Genomic DNA, 19,390 nt, shown 5'->3' on the forward strand with positions numbered 1-19,390 from the left:
CATATCTTTTTATCAAACTCTTCCATTATTCATTGCCTCCTTGGGTTGTTCTTAGGAGGCATCCTTTTATGTTTCATGAAATTTATCCATTGTTGATGGAGTTATTTCATTTGTTCTTACACAAGATTTGGGATACTATCCATGATTTCATTTATATGTTATTACAAACCTTTATAAAATATGAAATTTTTCTAATTTATATTGAATGGAAATAAGAAAGAAAAAAAGGGTTTTAACCATTATGATAGCATTCAAAATCCGGAATACCATAAAAATAAAGGATTTGAGTTAGCAAATTTAAAAAAATATGAGGAAGCCATAAAAGAATTTGATACTGCAATTAGTCTTAATCCAGAAAATCCTAATTATTACTATACTAAAGGACTAATATTATCCTTTTTAGAAAGGTATGAAGAATCATTACTTGAGTATGATAAAGCCATTAATCTTGATCCCAACAATCCAGATTATCATTATGATAAGGGAATTTCTTTTAAGAGGTTAAGACTTTATTACGGTGTCATAAAGGAATTTGATATGGCCATTAAACTAGATCCAAATGAACCTCTTTATCTTGTGAGTTATGCAGAGATAATGGCAATTATAGACAACGCATTTGAAGGATTTAAAAGAATCTCTGATGCCCTTTATAATGGTCTTATTAGCAGAAAAGATCTTTATGAGGTCGTTTGTTCACAGCTTAACGAAGCAATAACTGAAAAAGAAGAAAAAATATTAATCGATTTAAAGGAAAAATTATGCAAATAAAAGATTAGAAATATTAACTATTTCTTGAAACATCAAAAAATTAAAAATTGTAATTGCCTCATTATTGCGGGTGCCGGGATTTGGACCCGAGGCACGAGCTTGGCAAGCTCGCGTGTTACCAGGCTACACCACACCCGCTTGTATCTTGAATTAATAATTATTTTATAAATTTTGGGTTAAGAATCAGTATTCCACATTTACTGCTATTTTTTCATTACTATACTTATACTGAAAAAGGCCATCTATTATAATTATACCAGACATTTTTCCACTGAATGAAGAAGAAAAATTTTCACTGGGGGTAACATTTATTTTAAATGGCTGAAATGAACCTGTATTATTGATCAGATAGAGATAACCTGGTTCAGTATCATACAGTTTTATTGTAACGTTATTTTCATTTGGAAGGTAAATGGGTATAGAGAATTCAAACCAGTATGAGTTGTTCACACCATCAAGTTCATAAAATGGATATTTCTGTCCACTTACACCAAATATATTAAAGCTGTCGTCAGAGTTGTTATATGCAAATGTAATATTATTTTTGTAATCCGAGAGTTCATAAATTCCTGAATATTTATATGAAATAGTAGGATTTGTAATGTTTGTATCAAATGTTGATACATAATAATACGAATATACATTTCCTGAAGTTTGATTATAATTTAAAGGATTTGAAACCGCTGTTTGTCCAACAACAGAGTTAACACCTTCGTCGATAAGATTAACATATGATACATTTAAGGATAAAGGTGAGAAAATGCATAATCCCATACTGGAATTTAGGTATTCAAAAGTGTCTCTTTCTGTTGGATTTATATTAACATATTTAAGATAAAGAGGCGGTACATATATTGAACTGGTCTGATAAAGATTAATATATATGGGATGAGAATATTTTTGAAATATTATTTCAAGTTTAAAGTTCCCAATGTAAACGTTTTTTGTATTCTGTTGAACATAAAGGAGGACTGCGTTTGTATCCTTTGATGGTATCCTTTCCATCACCAGTTGATAAGAGGGAATACTAGAAGGTTGAGAGGGAACATTTTTTATTATAAATATTCCTATTGTGGTTACAAGTACCACCGTTATGGCAATGAGCAAAAGGGTGCCTATAATTGCAGAAACTGCCCTTTCAGATTTTTGGTAAACATTCCTCAATAAGGAGAGATTAATTAAAATTCACTATAAATCTTTCTCTCTCTTTAGTAAACAACAAATACAGCCATGAAGCCTATCATTATTATTTGGAGTATCATTTGTATTCCTGCAAATGTTGTTATATAACCAAGATTTTTTATTATTTTATTGGCACCATTTGAATCTTTTTCATCTGCTTTTAATATTCTATAAGATGAGGGTAATATGACCAGGAATGAAATTGCAACAAGAACTACTCCAAGTGCTATCAGTGAATATATAAACTGAACACTCACAGAAGAAAATGCTTTTTCTATCATCGCCAGATAAAGCCCAGCTCCAGGTGTGAGCAGGGAAGTTGAAGGGATATAAAACATTGTCATGGGGATTAAATTTTTCGCAATAGACACTTTTTGATTTGAACCCAGAGTTTTTACAACCCTGCCAAGTATGATGCTGAGAAAAATGTCAGATCCTGTCCAGATTGCTCCTGTCAATACGTGGACATAATCCAGGAATACAACGTTTCCAATAACAATTGCAGCAATAAATGCGAGCCATGGAATAATAACTGAACCGGCAGATAGTTTGTTATTTTTTAATTTATCAAAAAATGTCATCAGTATACCCCCACTGCAAAATTAGCCATAAATCCAATTATTACTATTTGCAAAATTAACTGAATAAGTGATATTCTAAGGTTGAACATTGTGAGCTTAACGATTCTGTCTACGTTCTTTCCACCTCTTGACATTTCAATATATATTCTGAGTTCATTAGGAAGAAATATAAGAAGGCCAAGAATCATCATTGTTAAGGCAAGAATTGCCACAGCCATAAAGTAATAATTGAAAAAACTTATCTTTAGACTCATTGCAGTATAAATTCCAGCTGTTATTGTTGTTGTTGCAATAGCTGGCATGAAAAACATCATAACAGGAATTAGTCTTCTTGATATCTCTGCTCTTTCAATCTGTGTTACATTTTTCATAATATATGCAAAAAATATCCCCATCACAAGATCCATTCCTGTCCAGGCAGAGCCAGAGATAACGTGGAAATATTCAAGAAAATAAAAATCACCTGACAGTATTATTATTGCAAGAAGTACAGGTGGAATTATTAGTAATGGCAGTCCATAGGTAAATATTGACTTCCTGCTAAAATAAGACAGATCCATTAATTATTATACAAAATTAATATTTATACAATTTGCTTAGTGAAATAATTTATATTGTGATTATGAAATGATTTTTCATGAATATTATTTATAATCTTAGGTAATTACTATTTTAATGGAAGATCGAAGAAAACAGATGAGGTATGTTATAATAGCTATAATTGTATGGGCAATAGTGATCTTTTTACTTGCAAACCTGAATAATTTAACAGGATTTCTATGATTATTTCCATATTGTCAATTGGTAATGAAGTGGTTAAAGGTAGAACAGTTAACTCAAATGCAACTGAAATATCCTCTTTTTTTACTGAAAGAGGGCATTATATTCGGAAAATAGTTTCCTGCAGGGATATAAAAGAGGAAATATGTGATGCAATTTATTTCTGTCTTAAAGATAGCCAGGCAGTTATTACAACCGGAGGACTCGGGCCCACACACGATGATATAACTGCAGAGGCCATTGCAGAAACTTTTAATTTAAAAATAACTGAAAACAAAGATGCTATAAAAATCCTTAAAGAATTATATTTAAGGAGAAACATGGAAATTACTGAGGAGAGAAAAAAAATGGGAATGCTTCCTGAAGGGGCAATGATAATAGAAAATGATGTGGGTACAGCTCCTGGATTTCTGATAAAGATTGGAGGAAAATTTATCTTCTCAACTCCCGGAGTCCCATCAGAAATGAGATCAATGCTCAATAAGATATATGGTGTAATTGGTGAATCCGACCTATATTACATGTCAAAGGAAATACTCATAAAGGGAATAATGGAAAGTGCTATTGCGCCATTAATAAGGGAAATCAATAAAAAATTTCCAGAGCTTTTCATCAAATCACATCCTGAAGCAAAGGAATTTAAAAATCCTATCTTAAAATTAGAAATTTACGGATATTTTGATAATAAAGAAAAAGCAGAGGAACAGATAAACGAAATAAAAGGGATTTTAAAGTCCAGACTTTCAGGTCTCAATAATGCTGAGATTAAGGATATTTAAGAAATAAATCATTTAAATAACACTGAAATATTTGATTAAAGACAAACTCAGGAGGATCTGAAAATGAGGGAACTGGAAAAATTTGAAGAAAGTGCTTTAGCTCTTTGCAAAGACGTAAAGTTAAGGGAAAAACTAAAGAAGAAGCTTCAGAAAAGAAACAGTCCACTGGATCCGTTTGAACTGAAAAAGATAGAGGAAAAAATAGAGAAGGCAAACAAAAAAATAAATAATTAATGTTCTCCTGGTGGAAATATATCCATATCAAAATCGTAATATTCTTTTTCATCCAATCTTAGAATATCCGGATTAACTCCTACCTTTAATGCAAGGTAGTATGCAGTGTAATACATGTAAGGCATTGATAATATTGGCACTTCCCAGGGGTAATTTGTATCCATATCCACATTTATATCACCCTCCCCATTAATTGTGATAGAACTTGCACCAACCCTTCTTATACCTTTTATTATTGACGCAGACCTTTTTCTGTCAATCTCATTACCTATTATTATGATAAGGGTGTTTTTATCAGTTGTTGATGTGCATCCGTGATTGTATTCCTCCAGTTCTATCCCCTCAGCATGTATATGTGTGGCTTCCTTTATTTTTTGAGCAGTTTCTCTTGCTGAAATATAATTATTTCCTGCACCCAAAACAAAGATATTTTTTATTTCATCTTCAATCTCATCAACGGCTTTTTTGGCAAAATCCTCACCCTTACGAAGCTCGTTTTTTAGCCTGTTTTTATAATTCTCTATTTTATCCTCTGGCTCATCATACAGGGACATTAGGTATGCTGTTGATACAACATTGTCAAAGAAGGCTTTTGTGTTGCAAAGGGAAAGATCCTTATCATTTATGAAAATAGGTATATCTGCCTCTTTGTAAAGTGGAGATGATTTATCATGGGTTATACCTATCCTCAATCTGTCATTGAATATTCTAAAAGTATCTACTGTTGTTTTTGTTTTCCCTGTATGGGAAATGGCAATAATATTTTTCTCGGGTTTTGAATAATTATTAAGTTCATATGACTGTATTCTTTGTACCTTTCTTTTCCCACCATTAAAAAGTGACCCTATATATCCTGCATGATAAGAGGTTCCATTTCCGGTTATTGTCAAATTTCCATTCTCATAGGAGACTTCTACTTTTTTAACATCATTATAAGCCTTTTCAATTGCATTTTCTGAATCCTTGAGCATCTCATACATAATATATGGATGCCCTTTTCTAATCTCCGGAAGTTCATCTGTCATAAATCATAAATTTCTCATGAGATTAAACATTATGTAAATTTTTTTTTAATGAGAATATTTTCCAATAGTTTATTAAAAAAGTATTCAATTCACATTTATCCATGGAGAGAAAGGATGGGGATTATTCAAATTTAATGTCTTATTTTTCCAATCTTCTGGGAATAAAAAAATTGAGAGAGTATGATATACATGGCTACAAAATTTCCTTCTTGAACTACACTTATATTAAGGATGCAGACAACATGGAAACAGAAGTTCTGAGATGTTTCCCAGAAAAGAATTCACTTGACAGAATTAAATCAATTCAATTCTCAGTTATAAATGATAAGGATACTTTCACTCTGGAAATAGAATGGAACCATATTCTAATCGATGGGGAATATAAAGAAGGAACACTTGAAAACATTGAACAGGTACTTGAATCTGCAACATTCCGATTTTTCTAATTGTTCTTTTTTTCACTTTATCTATAAAATTATAAACCCAAAATCTATAGGTAAGCATGGCCCAGATAAAAATAAAGGGCAAGCTTGATAGTTTTTACAGGGCAAGGAACGCTTTTTTAATTAGTGTTTTAGTGGCAGTATTAATAAACAATCCTTTTACATCACTGTATCTCCCTGCTGCTGAAATTCTTAAAAGCAACATTGAAAACTATTATGCGAACCCCAATATTTTGGAATTTTACGGAACCATAATGGGATTGTTATTTGCTGCATATACAGTTCTCATATCCATGATGCCAATATTTCATCCAGACAGTCTGAAGCAACCGGTTTTTACACATGTGAATAGACTCTTTGTCTACACAATACTTATAGGTCTTTTATCACTTTTAAGCAACTTTATTATTTCTGTTGTATCAAGCCTGAAGGGTTCTAACTATGAAGGCTTCATTGAAACTTTCCTCTTTCTCTCACTCATAATAGGAATGGTATTCGCTGTTCTTTCTCTTTCTGATATATTCAACATAGTGAGAGGAAAGAAAATGACAAGGGAAATGGAAGAGGAAAGGGAAAGAAAAAAGAAGAAGACAGAGACCACAAACTAATATGATACCTGAAATTTCAATATTAATTGTATATATTATTTTCATAATTTTTATTACAATTTTTCAGGTTTTAAGAATATTTTATACACGTAATATTGAAAATAAAAAAGAAGATCTTATTATGGACGGAAAGAGAGTGACAGTTATCCTTCCTTGTAAGGGAATAGATCCGGGTCTTGAGAAGCATCTGGAAGCTCTGAAAAATCAGTCATACAAAAATTACAGGCTTGTGGCCGTGATTGATGGTGAACATGATCCTGTTCATGAACTTCTAATTAAAAATGAAATACAGGTAATACTTTCCAAAGATTATGGTGGAAGTGGAAAGGTTAACGCAATAGCTACTGCAATGGATTATTTTAAGCAAAACACTGATATTTTTGTGGTCGTTGATTCTGACACCATGGTTTCAAGTAACTGGTTATCTTATCTGGTAACTCCAATAATTAAGGGTGAATTTTCAGCAGTAAGCACTTATCCTGAGTATATTCCTGCAGAAGGTAAAAAATTCTGGAACTATGTTAAACGGGTTTGGGGAATGCTTGGCATAAATATGATGGAATTTCCACTTTCAAGATTTGTATGGGGTGGTTCAATGGCTTTTTCTTCAGATATAATATTCCCTGAAAACTTTAACACCTTTTGCAAATCAGTTTCAGATGATGCCAGCATTACTGGAATTTGTTCAGAAAACAATTTTAAAATTGGGTACTCAAAAAAAGCTACCCCTGAAGTTCATGTTTCCGAGGATCGAAAAAAGTTTATGGAATGGAGCACAAGGCAAATGGCAATAAGCGTTAACTACTCCAAAATGGCCTTTATTTCAGGAATGTTCATCTATACAGGCACCATTCTTTTTCTATTCTCCCTTATACCCCTTTCCATTTATGTATCTGACATTTTTGTAATTGGATACATCCCTTGGTTAGTATCAACACTTATAAATGTGAGAAGGGAAAAAGAAAACAGGTTGATGGTATTTTTTGTAAGCTTGATTATATCATTCGTATATTTCTGGAATCTTTTATCTGGCATCAGAAAGAAAACAATTGAATGGAGGGGGAAGGAATATAAACTATCATAATTTTCTGCCACTGTTCTCTTTAATTTTCTTTATTACCTCTGGTATGTTTATGCCCATAGGACATACTTCTTTGCATCCTCCTGAATGAACACAGTAGAATGATGGAAGGCCGTCTCCGTTTGTAATATAGTTCCACATTACGCCCATTGGTCCGTTATAAGGAGATTTTTCTCCCATCCATTCTTTACCTATGGTACGGTAAACAGGACACGAGAAATAACATCTTCCGCATTTAATACAAAGGAGGGCCTCCTTGATTTCATCATTTTTTGATGCCTCTATTCTTCCATTGTCCAGAAAAATAACATGAAGTTCCTTCGGACCTGTTGCGGGTGAAACTCTCTTTGATTCTATATCAGCCGTAGAACTTGGACCTGATGTTACATTTATATAAGTAGGGGGAAATAGTCCTGCATATGCTGCCTGAATTGTCACTTCATCAAAACCATCTGAAAATTCAGGAACTATCTTATCAACACCAACAATAACTATGTGTATTTGTGGAACCACTGTATCCATCCTTATATTTCCCTCATTTTCAACAAGGAAAATTGAACCAGTGTCCGCCGAAACTGAATTTGCTCCTGTAATTCCTATGTCTGCTTCAAAATATTTCTTCATCAAAAAGTTTCTGACCACAGCAACAACGTCTTTAACATCTGAATTTTCATTCAATCCTGTTGTAATTTTTTTCAGATTTCTTATTGCATCCTCTTTTGACATATCTATGGCAGGTTCAACAATATGTGAGGGCCATCCATTGGATATTTGAACAAGAAATTCACCCAGATCTGTTTCCCAGACCTCATTTCCAAGTTCACTAAGATATTCCCTTAATCTGATTTCATAAGCTGCGTTAGTCTTTGAAAAAACAATTTTTTTACCTCTCCCTGTAATGTTTCCTATTATTTTCCTCGCATCATCTGCATTTTTAGCAAAATAAGCATGTCCACCTGTTTTCTCAACTGATTTCATTGACATTTCTGTATATTTTTCAAGATTGTTTATGACTTCCATTTTTTTATCTCTTAAATTTTCAGCTTTTTTCAAAATATATGGGTATTTCTCCGCTATTTTTTCAAATCTTTCCTGGTGGGAATTGCTAATACCTTCTATTATTTCATTCCATTTCATGACAGTACCTCCATTATATCCTTAACCTCAGTGTAGGGGGAAAGATTTTCGTAACATAGAGGGCAAACAACAAGAATCTCCTTTCCAGTTTTTTTAAGAATCCTTGCCCTTTCCTCTGCAATTTTTTCCGAAACTTTTGGATCAATGGGACCCAGGGGTGCTCCACAACAGAATGATAGACTTTTTCCAGTTACAAATTCATTTTCAACCAAATTTAGACCTGAGGACTTTAACATGTCCCTAAGGGTGTCCCGTTTTCCCAAGAATTTTGAATACAAGCATGAATCATGAAGTGTATATTCTCCCACACCCTTTAATCCAGAAATAAAATCAAAGTATGGTGAAAATTTTATATTGAAAACGCCTAATTTTTTCAGGTTTTCCAAAGCATTTGTGGTATGAGGATCCACGGTTATTATCATTTCAACACCCTTCTCAATGAAGAATTCATTAAGTTTTTTTCCATATTCTTTGAATTCGTTAATAAATCCAAGTTCGTATAGAAGAGCACCGCTGTAAGGCTCATCCTCGTAAAGATATGATAATTGTGGAAATGCATTTGAAATTTTCAAATAAATTTTTCTTAATATTTCAGCAGAACGGTCTCTTTTTTCTTTTTGATTCTTTATAAGTTTGGTACCTGCTATTGATGCTATTTTAGATTTACCAAGAAAACCCAGGCTAGATGTAAATTTTTCATATGTTTTGAAAACATCAGACATCTGATACATGTAGGATGTGAAAAATATGGTCTTTCCATTTTTTGGTATATCAAGTTGGGAAGCCCAGAATGTTGCTGCCTTTTTATCAAGAAGAAATGGTAGATAACTGGACATCAAATTATGATAGAGTACATCTTTCAAAGTTCTCAGTATTTTTGAAAGTTTTTCATCTTCGATCATAATTTAAAAAATGAACTGGCATATATTAATCTGAACACTCATTAATAAGCTTTAATCAGGAATTAAGAAATATTTCAGAAAATAATATATCATTGAGAAAAATATTCTATTGATGAAACTTTATTATAAAATAGGTCTCATAGGTGCTGTTATAAATATTATTATAGCTGCTGTATCTGTATTTGTCAGTCAATTATCACATGAAATATCATTCTTCGGTGTTTATAACTACAGTCAAACTATTGTTATAAATATGGTATTCTCCGTAATTGCCATACTTGGTGTAATAATCAGTACAAGCAAGAAAGATATAGGTCTCACAACCATGATGGTCATATCAATCGCCGGTATTCTTGCATATCCTGGCATATTTATAATAGGTTATATTATAATTATAGTGGGGGCTCTTACGGAACTGGTTTATAAAAAATGATCATTTTTTTTAATAAGATAAGATTTTTATATAATATAAAATTATCAAACAATGACTTACGAAGCTGAAATAAGCAGAAGGAACCCGGGACTTTTTGTTTTTCTTTTGGATCAATCAAGATCAATGAGCCACAAGATGGCAGGTGGCAACGATTCAAAGGCGAAAGAGGCATCAAACGCAATTAATTCTCAGATTAATGAGCTCATAAACAGATGTACAAAGGCTGATGGAATCAGACCATATTTTGATGTTGCGGTTATAGGTTATGGATTTAAGAGTGGCCAGGCAGGAGGTCTGATTTCAGATCATCCAATCTCAATTAGTGAAATGGAAAAGCATGTGATTAGAACAGAGAAGAGAAAGACGGTCATAGATGGAGAGGAGATAGAAATAGAAACCCCAATATGGTTTGAGCCTGCAGCAGCCTATGACACTCCAATGGTTAAGGCACTGATGATGGCAGAGGAATGGATTGACTCCTGGATCAAGGAGCATCCGGACTCATTCCCACCAGTTCTTATTAACATCTCTGACGGCGGAGCATCAGACGGGGACCCTACAAAAATTGCTGAAGACATAATGAAATTATCAACAAATGACGGAAATGTTATGATCTGGAACTGTCATCTCTCTGAGAACAGTTCAGAGAAAAAAATAATATTCCCGGTTGACGTTGCGGAGGTTAAAAGTGCAGATAAACACTCAGAACAGATGTTCAACATGTCAACTGTGATACCTGAGTCAATGATGGCAATTGCAAGGGAAGAGTATTCTGATGTAAGGAATGGATCAAGAGCATATGCATACAATGCTTCACTGGAAGATCTGATTAAGTTACTGGATATAGGAACGAGGGTCGCATATACAAGGGTAGAATAGATGGAAATATGCTCTTTTTCTTTTCAAAAACTTGGAAACACACCTGAAGAGAATGAGGATGCATATTCCTACTCTGATGAAAGTATAGCGGTGGCTGATGGGGCCAGCGATTCAATATTCTCAGGCCTCTGGGCCAAATCTCTTGTAGATGAATTTGTGGATGGAAATTATGACCTTGAATATACTGATAATAAGGTAAAATTCCTCCAAAATGCAAGGGACCGATGGTTTAATGGAATAAAGTGGGACGAACTCAAGTGGAATGTGAAGAACAAAGCAATAACAGGGTCATATGCAACGTTCATATCCTGCAGATTTGAGGGGGAAAAAATAAAAATATTTTCAGTGGGGGATAGCTGCTTCATAGGAATAATGGAAAAGCAACTTTATTCATTTCCAATTCAAGACAGCAAAGCCTTTGGCATTACACCCAGATTATTATGGAGCGGCTATGGTAGACCACTTGATAACAGGGAATACAAACAGAGATCTGATTTTGTTTCGGTTGAATTCAACAAAAACCAATTCTCTGAATTTATGCTCTCAACAGATGCACTTTCAAACTATGTAATTTCAAATGGTGTAAAGGGATTTCAAAAGGTTAAGGAAAACTATAATATGAAAAATTTTTTTGATCAGGAGAGGGAAAAGGGCAGAATAAAGAATGACGATCTGACTGCGGTGATCATTTCATTTTAGAAAGTTTTGCAAGATCTATCCCAGTCCAGTCAGGGGTTTGAAGACAGAATTCTTCAAGCATTTCAGCTAGTTTTTTCGTTTTTCCTCCCGTTTCCTTCATTTTCTGGAATACCTTTGATTTTTTTGGATTTCTGAAGTCGTTTCCATCCATTAATAGTTTATCCTGATCATGATTGTTGTATTTCCAGAAATCCGGATTTTTACTTATTGCATATATGTTTGAATACATCACCAGCCCGGAAAAATTGTCCAGCTTTGGTCCGTAATATTTTCCTCTGTTTGGATGCTGAAAAGCCTCGTGACCAAGCTCTTCAGATCCAAGTTTTTCCAATCCAGGCACATACATTCCATCGTAGTCAACCAGCCACAGTTTACCTCTTTTATCAATTATTATATTATCCAATGAAAGGTCACCATGAGCAATATTATATTTTTGCATTTTCAAAATATATTCAATTATTGTGTTGGATAGCCATCTCATTTTTTCTGATTTATCGTAATTTTTATCAATGTATGAATGTAATGTTTCACCCTCTATCCAGTTCATTGTTATTATGGGAAAATATTCCGAAGGCCTCTGTAATACTCTGACACCATCTTCATAATATCTAAAATCAAGAAGAAAATCTAACTTTGCTGAATTTATATTTTTGCTTATTTTTTCAAATCTGTAATCAATATACTGACTGCCCCTTGTGAAGCATTTAAGAGCATAATAATTTTCATTTTTTTTGTATTTAAAAACGACTCCAAAATTTCCAGCCCCATAAATAAGGGTAGGGTATGCAACATTTTCATTTTTTAATATTTCTATGCCTTCAAGCTCCTTGTATTTCTTGGATATTGAAAATTTTACATTTTGCAATGTCTGAGAATAGGCAGATGAATTTGGCCAGGATCTCTTTTTTGACACTGGCATCTCATCCTTTGCTGCATCATTAATGGCAGACGATTCATTCTCAAAGTTCTTTTCATTATTACTATATTTCAATTTTGAGATCTCTGCTTTTATATCTTTTGTTTCATCCTGAATTTCATCAAGATCCATTTCCAATCTGGTGTATTTATCATCCTTTGTGATCACGTAAAATGAAATGTGGTATTTTTTCCCATCTTCAATCCGCAATTTTTTAATGAAGAGACCCTTTCCGTCTTTTTTCATTTTCATGATCCTGTCCCTTAATTCATAATCCCTAAGTGTGAATTCCACCTTCCTTATGTAATTCTCATCCTGATCCATTAATCTCAAAACAACTCTTCCATTCTGATCCAGAATTTTTGATATTTTCACCGTAGGTGTTTTCGACGAATATTTTCTGAAAATTTTCTGGCGCCAGCTTTTTCTGACACCGAGCGCATTCTTTATTTCTCTGTCCATTTTATTATTTAATACATTCATATTTTTAAGTTTATTGAATTTGTTGAAAAACAAAATAAAATATATTAAAAAAGTTGAGATAAAGTTAATTGATCATGGAACAGATTGTAAAATGTATTACTGCAAATCCTGGTTCAGGCAAAACTAAGTGGATTTCAGAAAAAGTAATTGAATTAATTAATAATGGAATTGATCCTTCAAAAATATTATGCCTTACATTCACAAGAAAGGCCAGAGACAACATGGAAGATAGAATTTTTAAAAATATGGGAAATAATGTTAAGTTTCCTGATGTTGAAACATTTCATTCACTATCCCTATCCATAATTTATGAGAATTTTGGAGAAGCATCAATTCTCCCTGAAAGATTCATCAGGTACATGCTCCTAAAATATTTCACTAAAAATAGTGTATTGAATTATGGAAAACATTACATAGACGGCTCTTACCCCTACATTATTAACGTAGGCCAGATTACAAACGCATTAAGATTCCTTAAGAGTTTTGGAATTTATCCACAAAATATAGACACTGAAAAAATGAAAATTTATATGAACAGCGAATTCAGCAGAGGTTTTAGCATTAAAAATTACAGGAGAGAAGAGATAATAAAACTTGGAGAGGAATTTGTGAAGGCTTTTCTTTATTATGAGAGAAATAAGCCAAAAAACTCTATGGACTACAATGATGTAATAAGCTTTGCGCTTCAGATTATCAGGGAGAATCCTCTGGATTATGATTACGTTTTTGTTGATGAGATGCAGGATATGAACCAATTGGAAATGGAATTGGCCAAGAAATGTGGGCAAAATTTGACTGTTGTTGGAGACAAAAAGCAGGCAATATTTGGATTTCAGGGTGGTCTTATTAATGTTCAAATAAATAAATCAAATGAAAAAGATGTACTTTCATCCAGCTGGAGGCTTTACAGTGGTGTTGTTCAGTATGTAAAGTCATTCATGAATGACAAACTTGTTAGCAATGATGACATAAATGATCTTGAAAATCTACACTCAGCCAAAGAGGGTGAAGGGGGCAATGTCAAATTATACATATGTCAGAGCGATGAAAAGAAACTGGCCGTCCTTAATATAATAAAAAATATGAAAAGCGAAGATTTTCCTGTGGGAATAATTGTAAGAACTAACGATCAGGCAAGTGAGATGGCCGAAGTCTTGGAAGAAAACAACATTAATTTTAGGAAAATCTCCGGTTCAACAGGATTTGAGGACGAGAGAAATGATATTGTGGACTTCATATCAGGCATTTTCAGTGATTCCCCTGAGGATATAATAAGGATGATATATTCTTCTTATTCAGGAATAGATCTCAGGGAGGCACTTGAATTAAGTGATAAAATAAGAAGGAGTGAATATTCAGGAAAAAAATTTGAACCATCCGACTATCTGAATGAAAATCTCATTAATTTGAGAAAAAAATACAACCGTAGATATTCTGATGTGATAAGGTTGTTCGATGAATACATTGTTCCAGAATCTATCATGTCTGAGAAAAAATTTAGGACAGCAAAGGATATGCGAGACTCCCTCTCAGTTTTTATAAAAATATTCGGTGATATTGATCATTGTACACTTGAGGATATAAGGGATTATTTATCCCAGCCAAACGCAATGGACACTGATGATGACAATGAGGAGAAGGGTAATATAAACATAATTACAGTGCATAAGGCAAAGGGTCTTCAGTTTAAAAATGTAGTTTATGTTCCATTGCCCATAGAGAAAAGGAACCCTTCGCCTGTTGATTTTGTTGTGGAAGCAATTGGTGATCAATTTAATTTAAAATATGGCCTGCAAGAGAGGGAGGCTGAGGAAGCCAGGATAGATTTTGTTGCCATGACAAGGACTGAAAACAACCTATACATAGTAATTGACCAGAAAAACAAAAACAGATATTATAATGAAAATTGTACAATGGAGGAGTTCAAATTTACAAGGAATGAATTCATAAGTCTTCTTGAATTGAAGAAATCCGATGAGAAAAAATCTGATCAATGGTTGCTGAAATTCATGGAAAAAAAATTAAAAGATTTCAGAAAAGTGTCTTATTCAATGCTTTCCACTGTCAATAAAATTCATGAATTCATATTGAATTATATATTGAATTACAGGCGTTCGGAAGAAGCACTTGATTTTGGGACCTCCATTCACTCAATGATTGAAAATTATATAAAAAGCAACAAGAAACCTGAAAATCTAAAGGACGAGGACAGGAAAGCCTGGGAGCATTTTCTCAAATACGAGGAAGAGCTAAAAAAAATATATAACGCAACCTGGAATTCATCAGAAAAAAAATACATAAGAAGGGCAAAGGAAATTTTTCCGGATGTTGATACTGATCTCCTTATAGAGGGAAGAATTGATGCAGTTGCAAAAATGAATAATGGTAAATACATAGTTATTGATTTTAAAACATCTAAGAGAACAGATATGGATGATCACAGTAAGCAACTATCACTTTATACAAAGATGTTTAGCATTGAAGAGAATAAAACCATGGATGAGATATACTATGATATTGTCTATCTTCTTTTAAGGGACGAACGTGTTAATATTGGAAATTATAATCATCACTGGGAGATCAGGGAGGGGACTGAGATAGAAGATAAGCTTCAGTATGTTAAATCATCGTTGATGGAATTTGAAAGAATGAGAAATGATGTGAAATATCTGGCATCAAAAGTACTACAGGATGATAAAGAGTATAATTCATATGCCTCGAGATTGTTTAAAAGATTTAGGGAAGAGATTTTTAGAGAGATGAACTAATTGTTTCCAGCATATCTTATAATTGATATTTTTGTATTTGCAGGTCCATTTTTTCTTTCAATCATATCAAAAATGAATTATATTCAGAAATACAGAGTCATTATACTTTCAATTTTACCTGTGGCCATACCTTATATTATCTGGGACATGCTTGTAACCAACAGGGACTGGTATTTCAATGAAAAATATGTCCTTAATATAAGAATAGTTGATCTTCCCATTGAAGAGGTCCTCTTCTTCTTCGTGGTTCCTTTTGCTATGTTCTTTGTGCTTGAATATTTATCAAGATACATAAAGGAAAAGACATACGAAAATAAGTGGTTTTTCTATGTAAATTTAATTGCAGCAATTCTTGTAATACCTGCTATATTTTTTTCAATTAATGAGCAGTATCTCTTTCTTGATCTAATAGCACTTGAAATTTTACTTTTGTCACAGATTTTAATGAAACAGAAAGCATTTCGCAGCAACCTTTTCTGGTATTTTTCACTTTTTGGATTTATCGCTTTTCTAATAGTAAATTACCTTTTGACATCCCTTCCAGTTGTGGAGTATCATATACACACAATACTAACAATAGGTTCCTGGAATGGAAGAATAACCACAATACCTATGGAGGATTTTATCTATAATTTCTCTCTGCTATCGTTTTATTATATATTCTACCGTTATTTTTCAATAAAAATAAATTAGAGTTTCATCTCTTTTTTTGCCTTCTCAAATTCAGTTATTATATTAATTTCATTGTAATCCTCTCTCACATCAATCAATCTGACCTTTATTCTGTACAGAGGACAGTAGAACGTGTTTATCATGCCGGTCATCATTATTCTTACCTTTGACGGTTTGACCTTTCTCTCAAGTACCACCATTGGATCCTTTTCTATTTTTCTGGCTGTCCACAGGTACATGTCAGTGGCAGTTTTAATGGGTATGAGCAATCTTGAAGGAATATATCTGAAACCTTCCCTTGCATATCTGTCCCATTCTTCATACCTTGATATTTGAAATTTCATAAGCTCAATGAAATTTTCTCTTTTTTTGTTTATTTCTTCCACGGTCAGGCTTTCAAGCCCAAATTCATTGAGATCATTTGTTGGAATGTACTGTCTTCCAAGTGATATATCCTCAAGAATATCCCTTATGAAGTTTATATACTGCATTGTCCTGCCAAGCATTCTGGCTGAAGGGTAAGCCCTGAAATCCAGGCCCATTATCTTTGACATCATAAGGCCTATAACCTCGGCGGAACCGTACATATAATCTATGGTTTCATTTATGGTATCATATTTTTTTTTGTATATGTCCATCTCCATGCTGTCAAGAAACTTTATTATCCATGTAATTTCGAATTTTTTATCCTTTGCAAGTTTTACCATATTTTTTATTATGGGATTTTTGGAATCTTTCCCTGTTAACTCATCCTCAACTGATTTTCTAAAGTTCATAAATTCTTTAACTTTTTGAGGTACTGCATCCACAAGATCATCTGCTACCCTAACGAAGGCATAAAGGGTTGAAACCTCTTCCCTTATTGAAGCAGGAAAGAGTTTACTGCTGTTATAATATGTTTTGCTACCTTTTCTGAATATTCTATCACACATTCTTGCAAAGTCTTTACTGTATTGTGATTTCCTGCTCAATTTTTTTCACCCCCATGTGGAAGTTATTTATCATCTCAGAAACTATCATTGATGAAATGAGAACCATTGGCATACCAATTCCAGGGTTTGTGTATTGGCCTGTGTAAAATAGATTCATAAGTTTTTTACTTCTGTTTTTTGGTCTGAACATTGCAGTCTGACCCAGGGTATGGGCAAGTCCAAAAGCAGTACCTTCGTAGGAATTATATGTGTTTTTAAAGTACTCAGGTCCTATGATTTTTTTGTAAACTATCCTGTTTGCCAGGTTTTCCCCAGTATCTCTTTCAATTCTCAGTAGAACTTTTCTTAGGTACATTTCATACATATCTTCTGATCCTGTTAGCCCTGGAGAGACAGGAATAAGAACAACAACACTCTCATGATCCTTGGGTGCTGTCTTTGGATCAGTCTTGCTTGTCATTGATACATAAAATGAAAATTTTTCAGGCCAGGTGTGTTTGTTGTATATGGTATCAAAGTGATCTTCCCACCTGTCCATAAGGAAAAGGTTGTGATGCTCAAGATTTTCTATTTTTCCTTCAATTCCCAGATACATCATTATTACAGAAGGTGACCACGTTCTCTTTTTCCAGAATTTTTCATCATATGTTGTAAATCTTTTATCTATTAATTGTGTTTCAGTCATTGCATAATTTGATGCAGAAACAACATAATCTTCCTTGTAATACATGTTTATTGTGTTAATTCCATTCACCATCTTTCCGCTGCCAATATCCAGAGATTTTACCTCTTCTCCAAGATGAAAATATGTTCCATTCTCCTCTGCTATCCTGAACAGCGAAGACACAATCTTTCCTATCCCACCAAGTGGATACCATATGCCATTGTCATAATCCACGGAAACCATTAAATCATAAATTGATGGTATGTTATAGGGTGAACCCCCTAGAAACACCGTTGTGTATTCAAGTGCCTTCTGCAGATCCTTGTTTTTGAAGTACTTTGATACGTGTTTGTGATAGGATTCCATTAATTTTATCCTTTCTTTTCTTGCCATTGTGAATAACTTCAACAATTCCCCCTTTGTTTCGTAATTGTGCCATAGAAACTTTGAAAGTGACACACTATATTTCTTTCTTGAATCTTCTATGAATCGGTCTAGTTTTTCCCCACCCATATTTTCAAACTTACTAAACTCATCTCTGATATTTTCGTATCCCTCTGGCACCGTGAGGGTTTTTCCATCCTCGAAAAATATTTTGTATTGGGGATTGAGTTTTATCAAGGTTAGATGTTCGTCTATATTTTCACCAAGTTTTGAATAGAACATTCTGAATACTTCAGGCATCATTACCCATGAAGGGCCTTTGTCAAATGTGAATCCCTCTTCGTTTATTGTGGAGGCCACTCCTCCTGGAAAGGTATTCTTTTCAAACACATCCACTTTGTATCCCATGTTTGAAAGTATCGCTGACGTTGACAATCCAGCTAGTCCTGCCCCTATTACTCCTACTTTTCTAGCCTCAGGAAGTTCTTTCATTCTTTTTCCCCCCTGGCGCTGTTCTTCTCTCTTCCTTTTCTTTAATGTATTCAGGGAATTTCTTCACTATATCTGGTTGGCTGTAAAATTTTGATGCATAGAGGAAACCGTAGCTGTAACCCTTTTTTCCTCTGCTGTACCTGTGATGTATCTCATGGGCTGCTATTATTCTGTTCAGATATTTGCTGAATTGAGGCCTTTTTACCTTAATTCTCTGATGGAATATTACGTCATGAAATACTGCATATCCTATTCCATATGCTGTCATCCCAATGCCTATCCACAGGTATGGCATAGCTATGTTTTCAATTCCCTCTACAAAAAAGAAAATAGCAAGTAGTGCAAAACTTATTGAGTAAACGTCATTCTTTTCAAATATACCTTTCCTTGTTCCAGGAGGTCTGTGGTGACTTTCATGAAAATACCATCCTATGCCATGCATCACATATTTGTGAAGCAGATATGCTACTAGCTCCATTCCAAAGGCTGTTACTATGGCAATGGGTATTCCATAGTAAAGTACACTTATATTCATATTTTTTAATCTT

21 protein-coding genes and 1 tRNA gene are annotated in these 19,390 nt (G+C 33.6%); 11 read left to right on the plus strand and 11 right to left on the minus strand.

The annotated features are described in order from the left end of the window. Positions 1-201 precede the first annotated feature (201 nt). The gene (locus ACNF4Z_RS03315) at positions 202-768 is read left to right on the plus strand and encodes a tetratricopeptide repeat protein (protein WP_458327827.1); all 567 of its coding nucleotides are present in this window, start codon (positions 202-204) and stop codon (positions 766-768) included. 65 nt (positions 769-833) lie between these two features. On the opposite strand, the gene ACNF4Z_RS03320 is transcribed toward ACNF4Z_RS03315, so the two are convergent. The 4 genes from ACNF4Z_RS03320 to ACNF4Z_RS03335 all read right to left on the minus strand — a co-directional run bounded on the left by ACNF4Z_RS03320 (position 834) and on the right by ACNF4Z_RS03335 (position 3,091). Next, a tRNA-Gly gene (locus ACNF4Z_RS03320) sits at positions 834-906 on the minus strand. Between the two features lie 45 nt (positions 907-951). Then, positions 952-1,932: a type IV pilin gene (locus ACNF4Z_RS03325; RefSeq protein WP_458327828.1), complete on the minus strand. Its 981-nt coding sequence runs from the start codon at positions 1,930-1,932 to the stop codon at positions 952-954. Between the two features lie 44 nt (positions 1,933-1,976). Further along, positions 1,977-2,531 (minus strand): hypothetical protein, encoded by a 555-nt coding sequence (locus ACNF4Z_RS03330; RefSeq protein WP_458327829.1) that lies wholly within the window; start codon positions 2,529-2,531, stop codon positions 1,977-1,979. Beyond that, positions 2,531-3,091 carry a hypothetical protein gene (locus ACNF4Z_RS03335; protein WP_458327830.1) on the minus strand — a complete coding sequence of 187 codons (561 nt, stop codon included), beginning with the start codon at positions 3,089-3,091 and terminating at the stop codon, positions 2,531-2,533. The genes ACNF4Z_RS03330 and ACNF4Z_RS03335 overlap by 1 nt, the downstream gene beginning before the upstream one ends. 234 nt (positions 3,092-3,325) lie before the next feature. On the opposite strand from ACNF4Z_RS03335, the gene ACNF4Z_RS03340 reads away from it, so the two are divergent. Together ACNF4Z_RS03340 and ACNF4Z_RS03345 are read left to right on the plus strand one after the other, a co-directional pair. After that, positions 3,326-4,090, plus strand: a complete 765-nt coding sequence (locus ACNF4Z_RS03340) for a molybdopterin-binding protein (RefSeq protein WP_458327831.1) — start codon at positions 3,326-3,328, stop codon at positions 4,088-4,090. 63 nt (positions 4,091-4,153) lie between these two features. Then, positions 4,154-4,324, plus strand: a complete 171-nt coding sequence (locus ACNF4Z_RS03345) for a hypothetical protein (RefSeq protein ID WP_458327832.1) — start codon at positions 4,154-4,156, stop codon at positions 4,322-4,324. Here the strand turns inward: ACNF4Z_RS03345 and ACNF4Z_RS03350 are convergent. Continuing rightward, positions 4,321-5,349, minus strand: a complete 1,029-nt coding sequence (locus tag ACNF4Z_RS03350) for an SIS domain-containing protein (RefSeq protein ID WP_458327833.1) — start codon at positions 5,347-5,349, stop codon at positions 4,321-4,323. The genes ACNF4Z_RS03345 and ACNF4Z_RS03350 overlap by 4 nt on opposite strands. Before the next feature lie 101 nt (positions 5,350-5,450). Here ACNF4Z_RS03350 and ACNF4Z_RS03355 point away from each other — a divergent pair, with 101 nt between their 5' ends. The 3 genes from ACNF4Z_RS03355 to ACNF4Z_RS03365 all read left to right on the plus strand — a co-directional run bounded on the left by ACNF4Z_RS03355 (position 5,451) and on the right by ACNF4Z_RS03365 (position 7,484). Next, positions 5,451-5,795 carry a hypothetical protein gene (locus ACNF4Z_RS03355; RefSeq protein ID WP_458327834.1) on the plus strand — a complete coding sequence of 115 codons (345 nt, stop codon included), beginning with the start codon at positions 5,451-5,453 and terminating at the stop codon, positions 5,793-5,795. Positions 5,796-5,851: 56 nt separating this feature from the next. After that, positions 5,852-6,400 (plus strand): hypothetical protein, encoded by a 549-nt coding sequence (locus ACNF4Z_RS03360; protein WP_458327835.1) that lies wholly within the window; start codon positions 5,852-5,854, stop codon positions 6,398-6,400. 121 nt (positions 6,401-6,521) lie between these two features. Next, positions 6,522-7,484 carry a glycosyltransferase gene (locus tag ACNF4Z_RS03365; protein ID WP_458327836.1) on the plus strand — a complete coding sequence of 321 codons (963 nt, stop codon included), beginning with the start codon at positions 6,522-6,524 and terminating at the stop codon, positions 7,482-7,484. On the opposite strand, the gene ACNF4Z_RS03370 is transcribed toward ACNF4Z_RS03365, so the two are convergent. Next, positions 7,479-8,618, minus strand: coding sequence for an LUD domain-containing protein (locus ACNF4Z_RS03370; RefSeq protein ID WP_458327837.1), 1,140 nt, complete (start codon positions 8,616-8,618; stop codon positions 7,479-7,481). The genes ACNF4Z_RS03365 and ACNF4Z_RS03370 overlap by 6 nt on opposite strands. Beyond that, the gene (locus ACNF4Z_RS03375) at positions 8,615-9,520 is read right to left on the minus strand and encodes a heterodisulfide reductase-related iron-sulfur binding cluster (RefSeq protein WP_458327838.1); all 906 of its coding nucleotides are present in this window, start codon (positions 9,518-9,520) and stop codon (positions 8,615-8,617) included. The genes ACNF4Z_RS03370 and ACNF4Z_RS03375 overlap by 4 nt, the downstream gene beginning before the upstream one ends. Positions 9,521-9,632: 112 nt before the next feature. On the opposite strand from ACNF4Z_RS03375, the gene ACNF4Z_RS03380 reads away from it, so the two are divergent. The 3 genes from ACNF4Z_RS03380 to ACNF4Z_RS03390 are packed head-to-tail and all read left to right on the plus strand — an operon-like array spanning position 9,633 to position 11,531. Next, positions 9,633-9,953 (plus strand): hypothetical protein, encoded by a 321-nt coding sequence (locus ACNF4Z_RS03380; RefSeq protein WP_458327839.1) that lies wholly within the window; start codon positions 9,633-9,635, stop codon positions 9,951-9,953. A gap of 51 nt (positions 9,954-10,004) precedes the next feature. Continuing rightward, positions 10,005-10,832: a VWA domain-containing protein gene (locus ACNF4Z_RS03385; RefSeq protein ID WP_458327840.1), complete on the plus strand. Its 828-nt coding sequence runs from the start codon at positions 10,005-10,007 to the stop codon at positions 10,830-10,832. Then, complete coding sequence (locus ACNF4Z_RS03390; RefSeq protein WP_458327841.1) at positions 10,833-11,531, plus strand: hypothetical protein; 699 nt, start codon at positions 10,833-10,835, stop codon at positions 11,529-11,531. Here the strand turns inward: ACNF4Z_RS03390 and ACNF4Z_RS03395 are convergent. Then, positions 11,518-12,909 (minus strand): protein kinase domain-containing protein, encoded by a 1,392-nt coding sequence (locus ACNF4Z_RS03395; protein WP_458327842.1) that lies wholly within the window; start codon positions 12,907-12,909, stop codon positions 11,518-11,520. The two genes, ACNF4Z_RS03390 and ACNF4Z_RS03395, sit on opposite strands and share 14 nt — an antisense overlap. Before the next feature lie 95 nt (positions 12,910-13,004). On the opposite strand from ACNF4Z_RS03395, the gene ACNF4Z_RS03400 reads away from it, so the two are divergent. Both ACNF4Z_RS03400 and ACNF4Z_RS03405 read left to right on the plus strand, forming a co-directional pair. Next, positions 13,005-15,698, plus strand: coding sequence for a UvrD-helicase domain-containing protein (locus tag ACNF4Z_RS03400; RefSeq protein ID WP_458327843.1), 2,694 nt, complete (start codon positions 13,005-13,007; stop codon positions 15,696-15,698). Then, positions 15,699-16,391: a lycopene cyclase domain-containing protein gene (locus ACNF4Z_RS03405; protein ID WP_458327844.1), complete on the plus strand. Its 693-nt coding sequence runs from the start codon at positions 15,699-15,701 to the stop codon at positions 16,389-16,391. Here the strand turns inward: ACNF4Z_RS03405 and ACNF4Z_RS03410 are convergent. Genes ACNF4Z_RS03410 through ACNF4Z_RS03420 form a run of 3 tightly spaced genes read right to left on the minus strand, consistent with a single transcriptional unit; the run spans position 16,388 to position 19,377 of the window. Beyond that, a complete protein-coding gene (locus ACNF4Z_RS03410) occupies positions 16,388-17,341 on the minus strand; it encodes a phytoene/squalene synthase family protein (protein WP_458327845.1) in 954 nt (317 codons plus the stop codon). The genes ACNF4Z_RS03405 and ACNF4Z_RS03410 overlap by 4 nt on opposite strands. After that, on the minus strand, positions 17,316-18,842 hold the full coding sequence (locus ACNF4Z_RS03415; protein WP_458327846.1) for a phytoene desaturase family protein: 1,527 nt from the start codon (positions 18,840-18,842) through the stop codon (positions 17,316-17,318). Before ACNF4Z_RS03415 ends, ACNF4Z_RS03410 begins: the two co-directional genes overlap by 26 nt. After that, positions 18,826-19,377: a sterol desaturase family protein gene (locus ACNF4Z_RS03420; protein WP_458327847.1), complete on the minus strand. Its 552-nt coding sequence runs from the start codon at positions 19,375-19,377 to the stop codon at positions 18,826-18,828. The genes ACNF4Z_RS03415 and ACNF4Z_RS03420 overlap by 17 nt, the downstream gene beginning before the upstream one ends. Between the last annotated feature and the right edge of the window lie 13 nt (positions 19,378-19,390).

It is taken from the genome of Caldiplasma sukawensis (genome assembly GCF_052315375.1).
GTDB lineage: Archaea > Thermoplasmatota > Thermoplasmata > Thermoplasmatales > Thermoplasmataceae > Cuniculiplasma.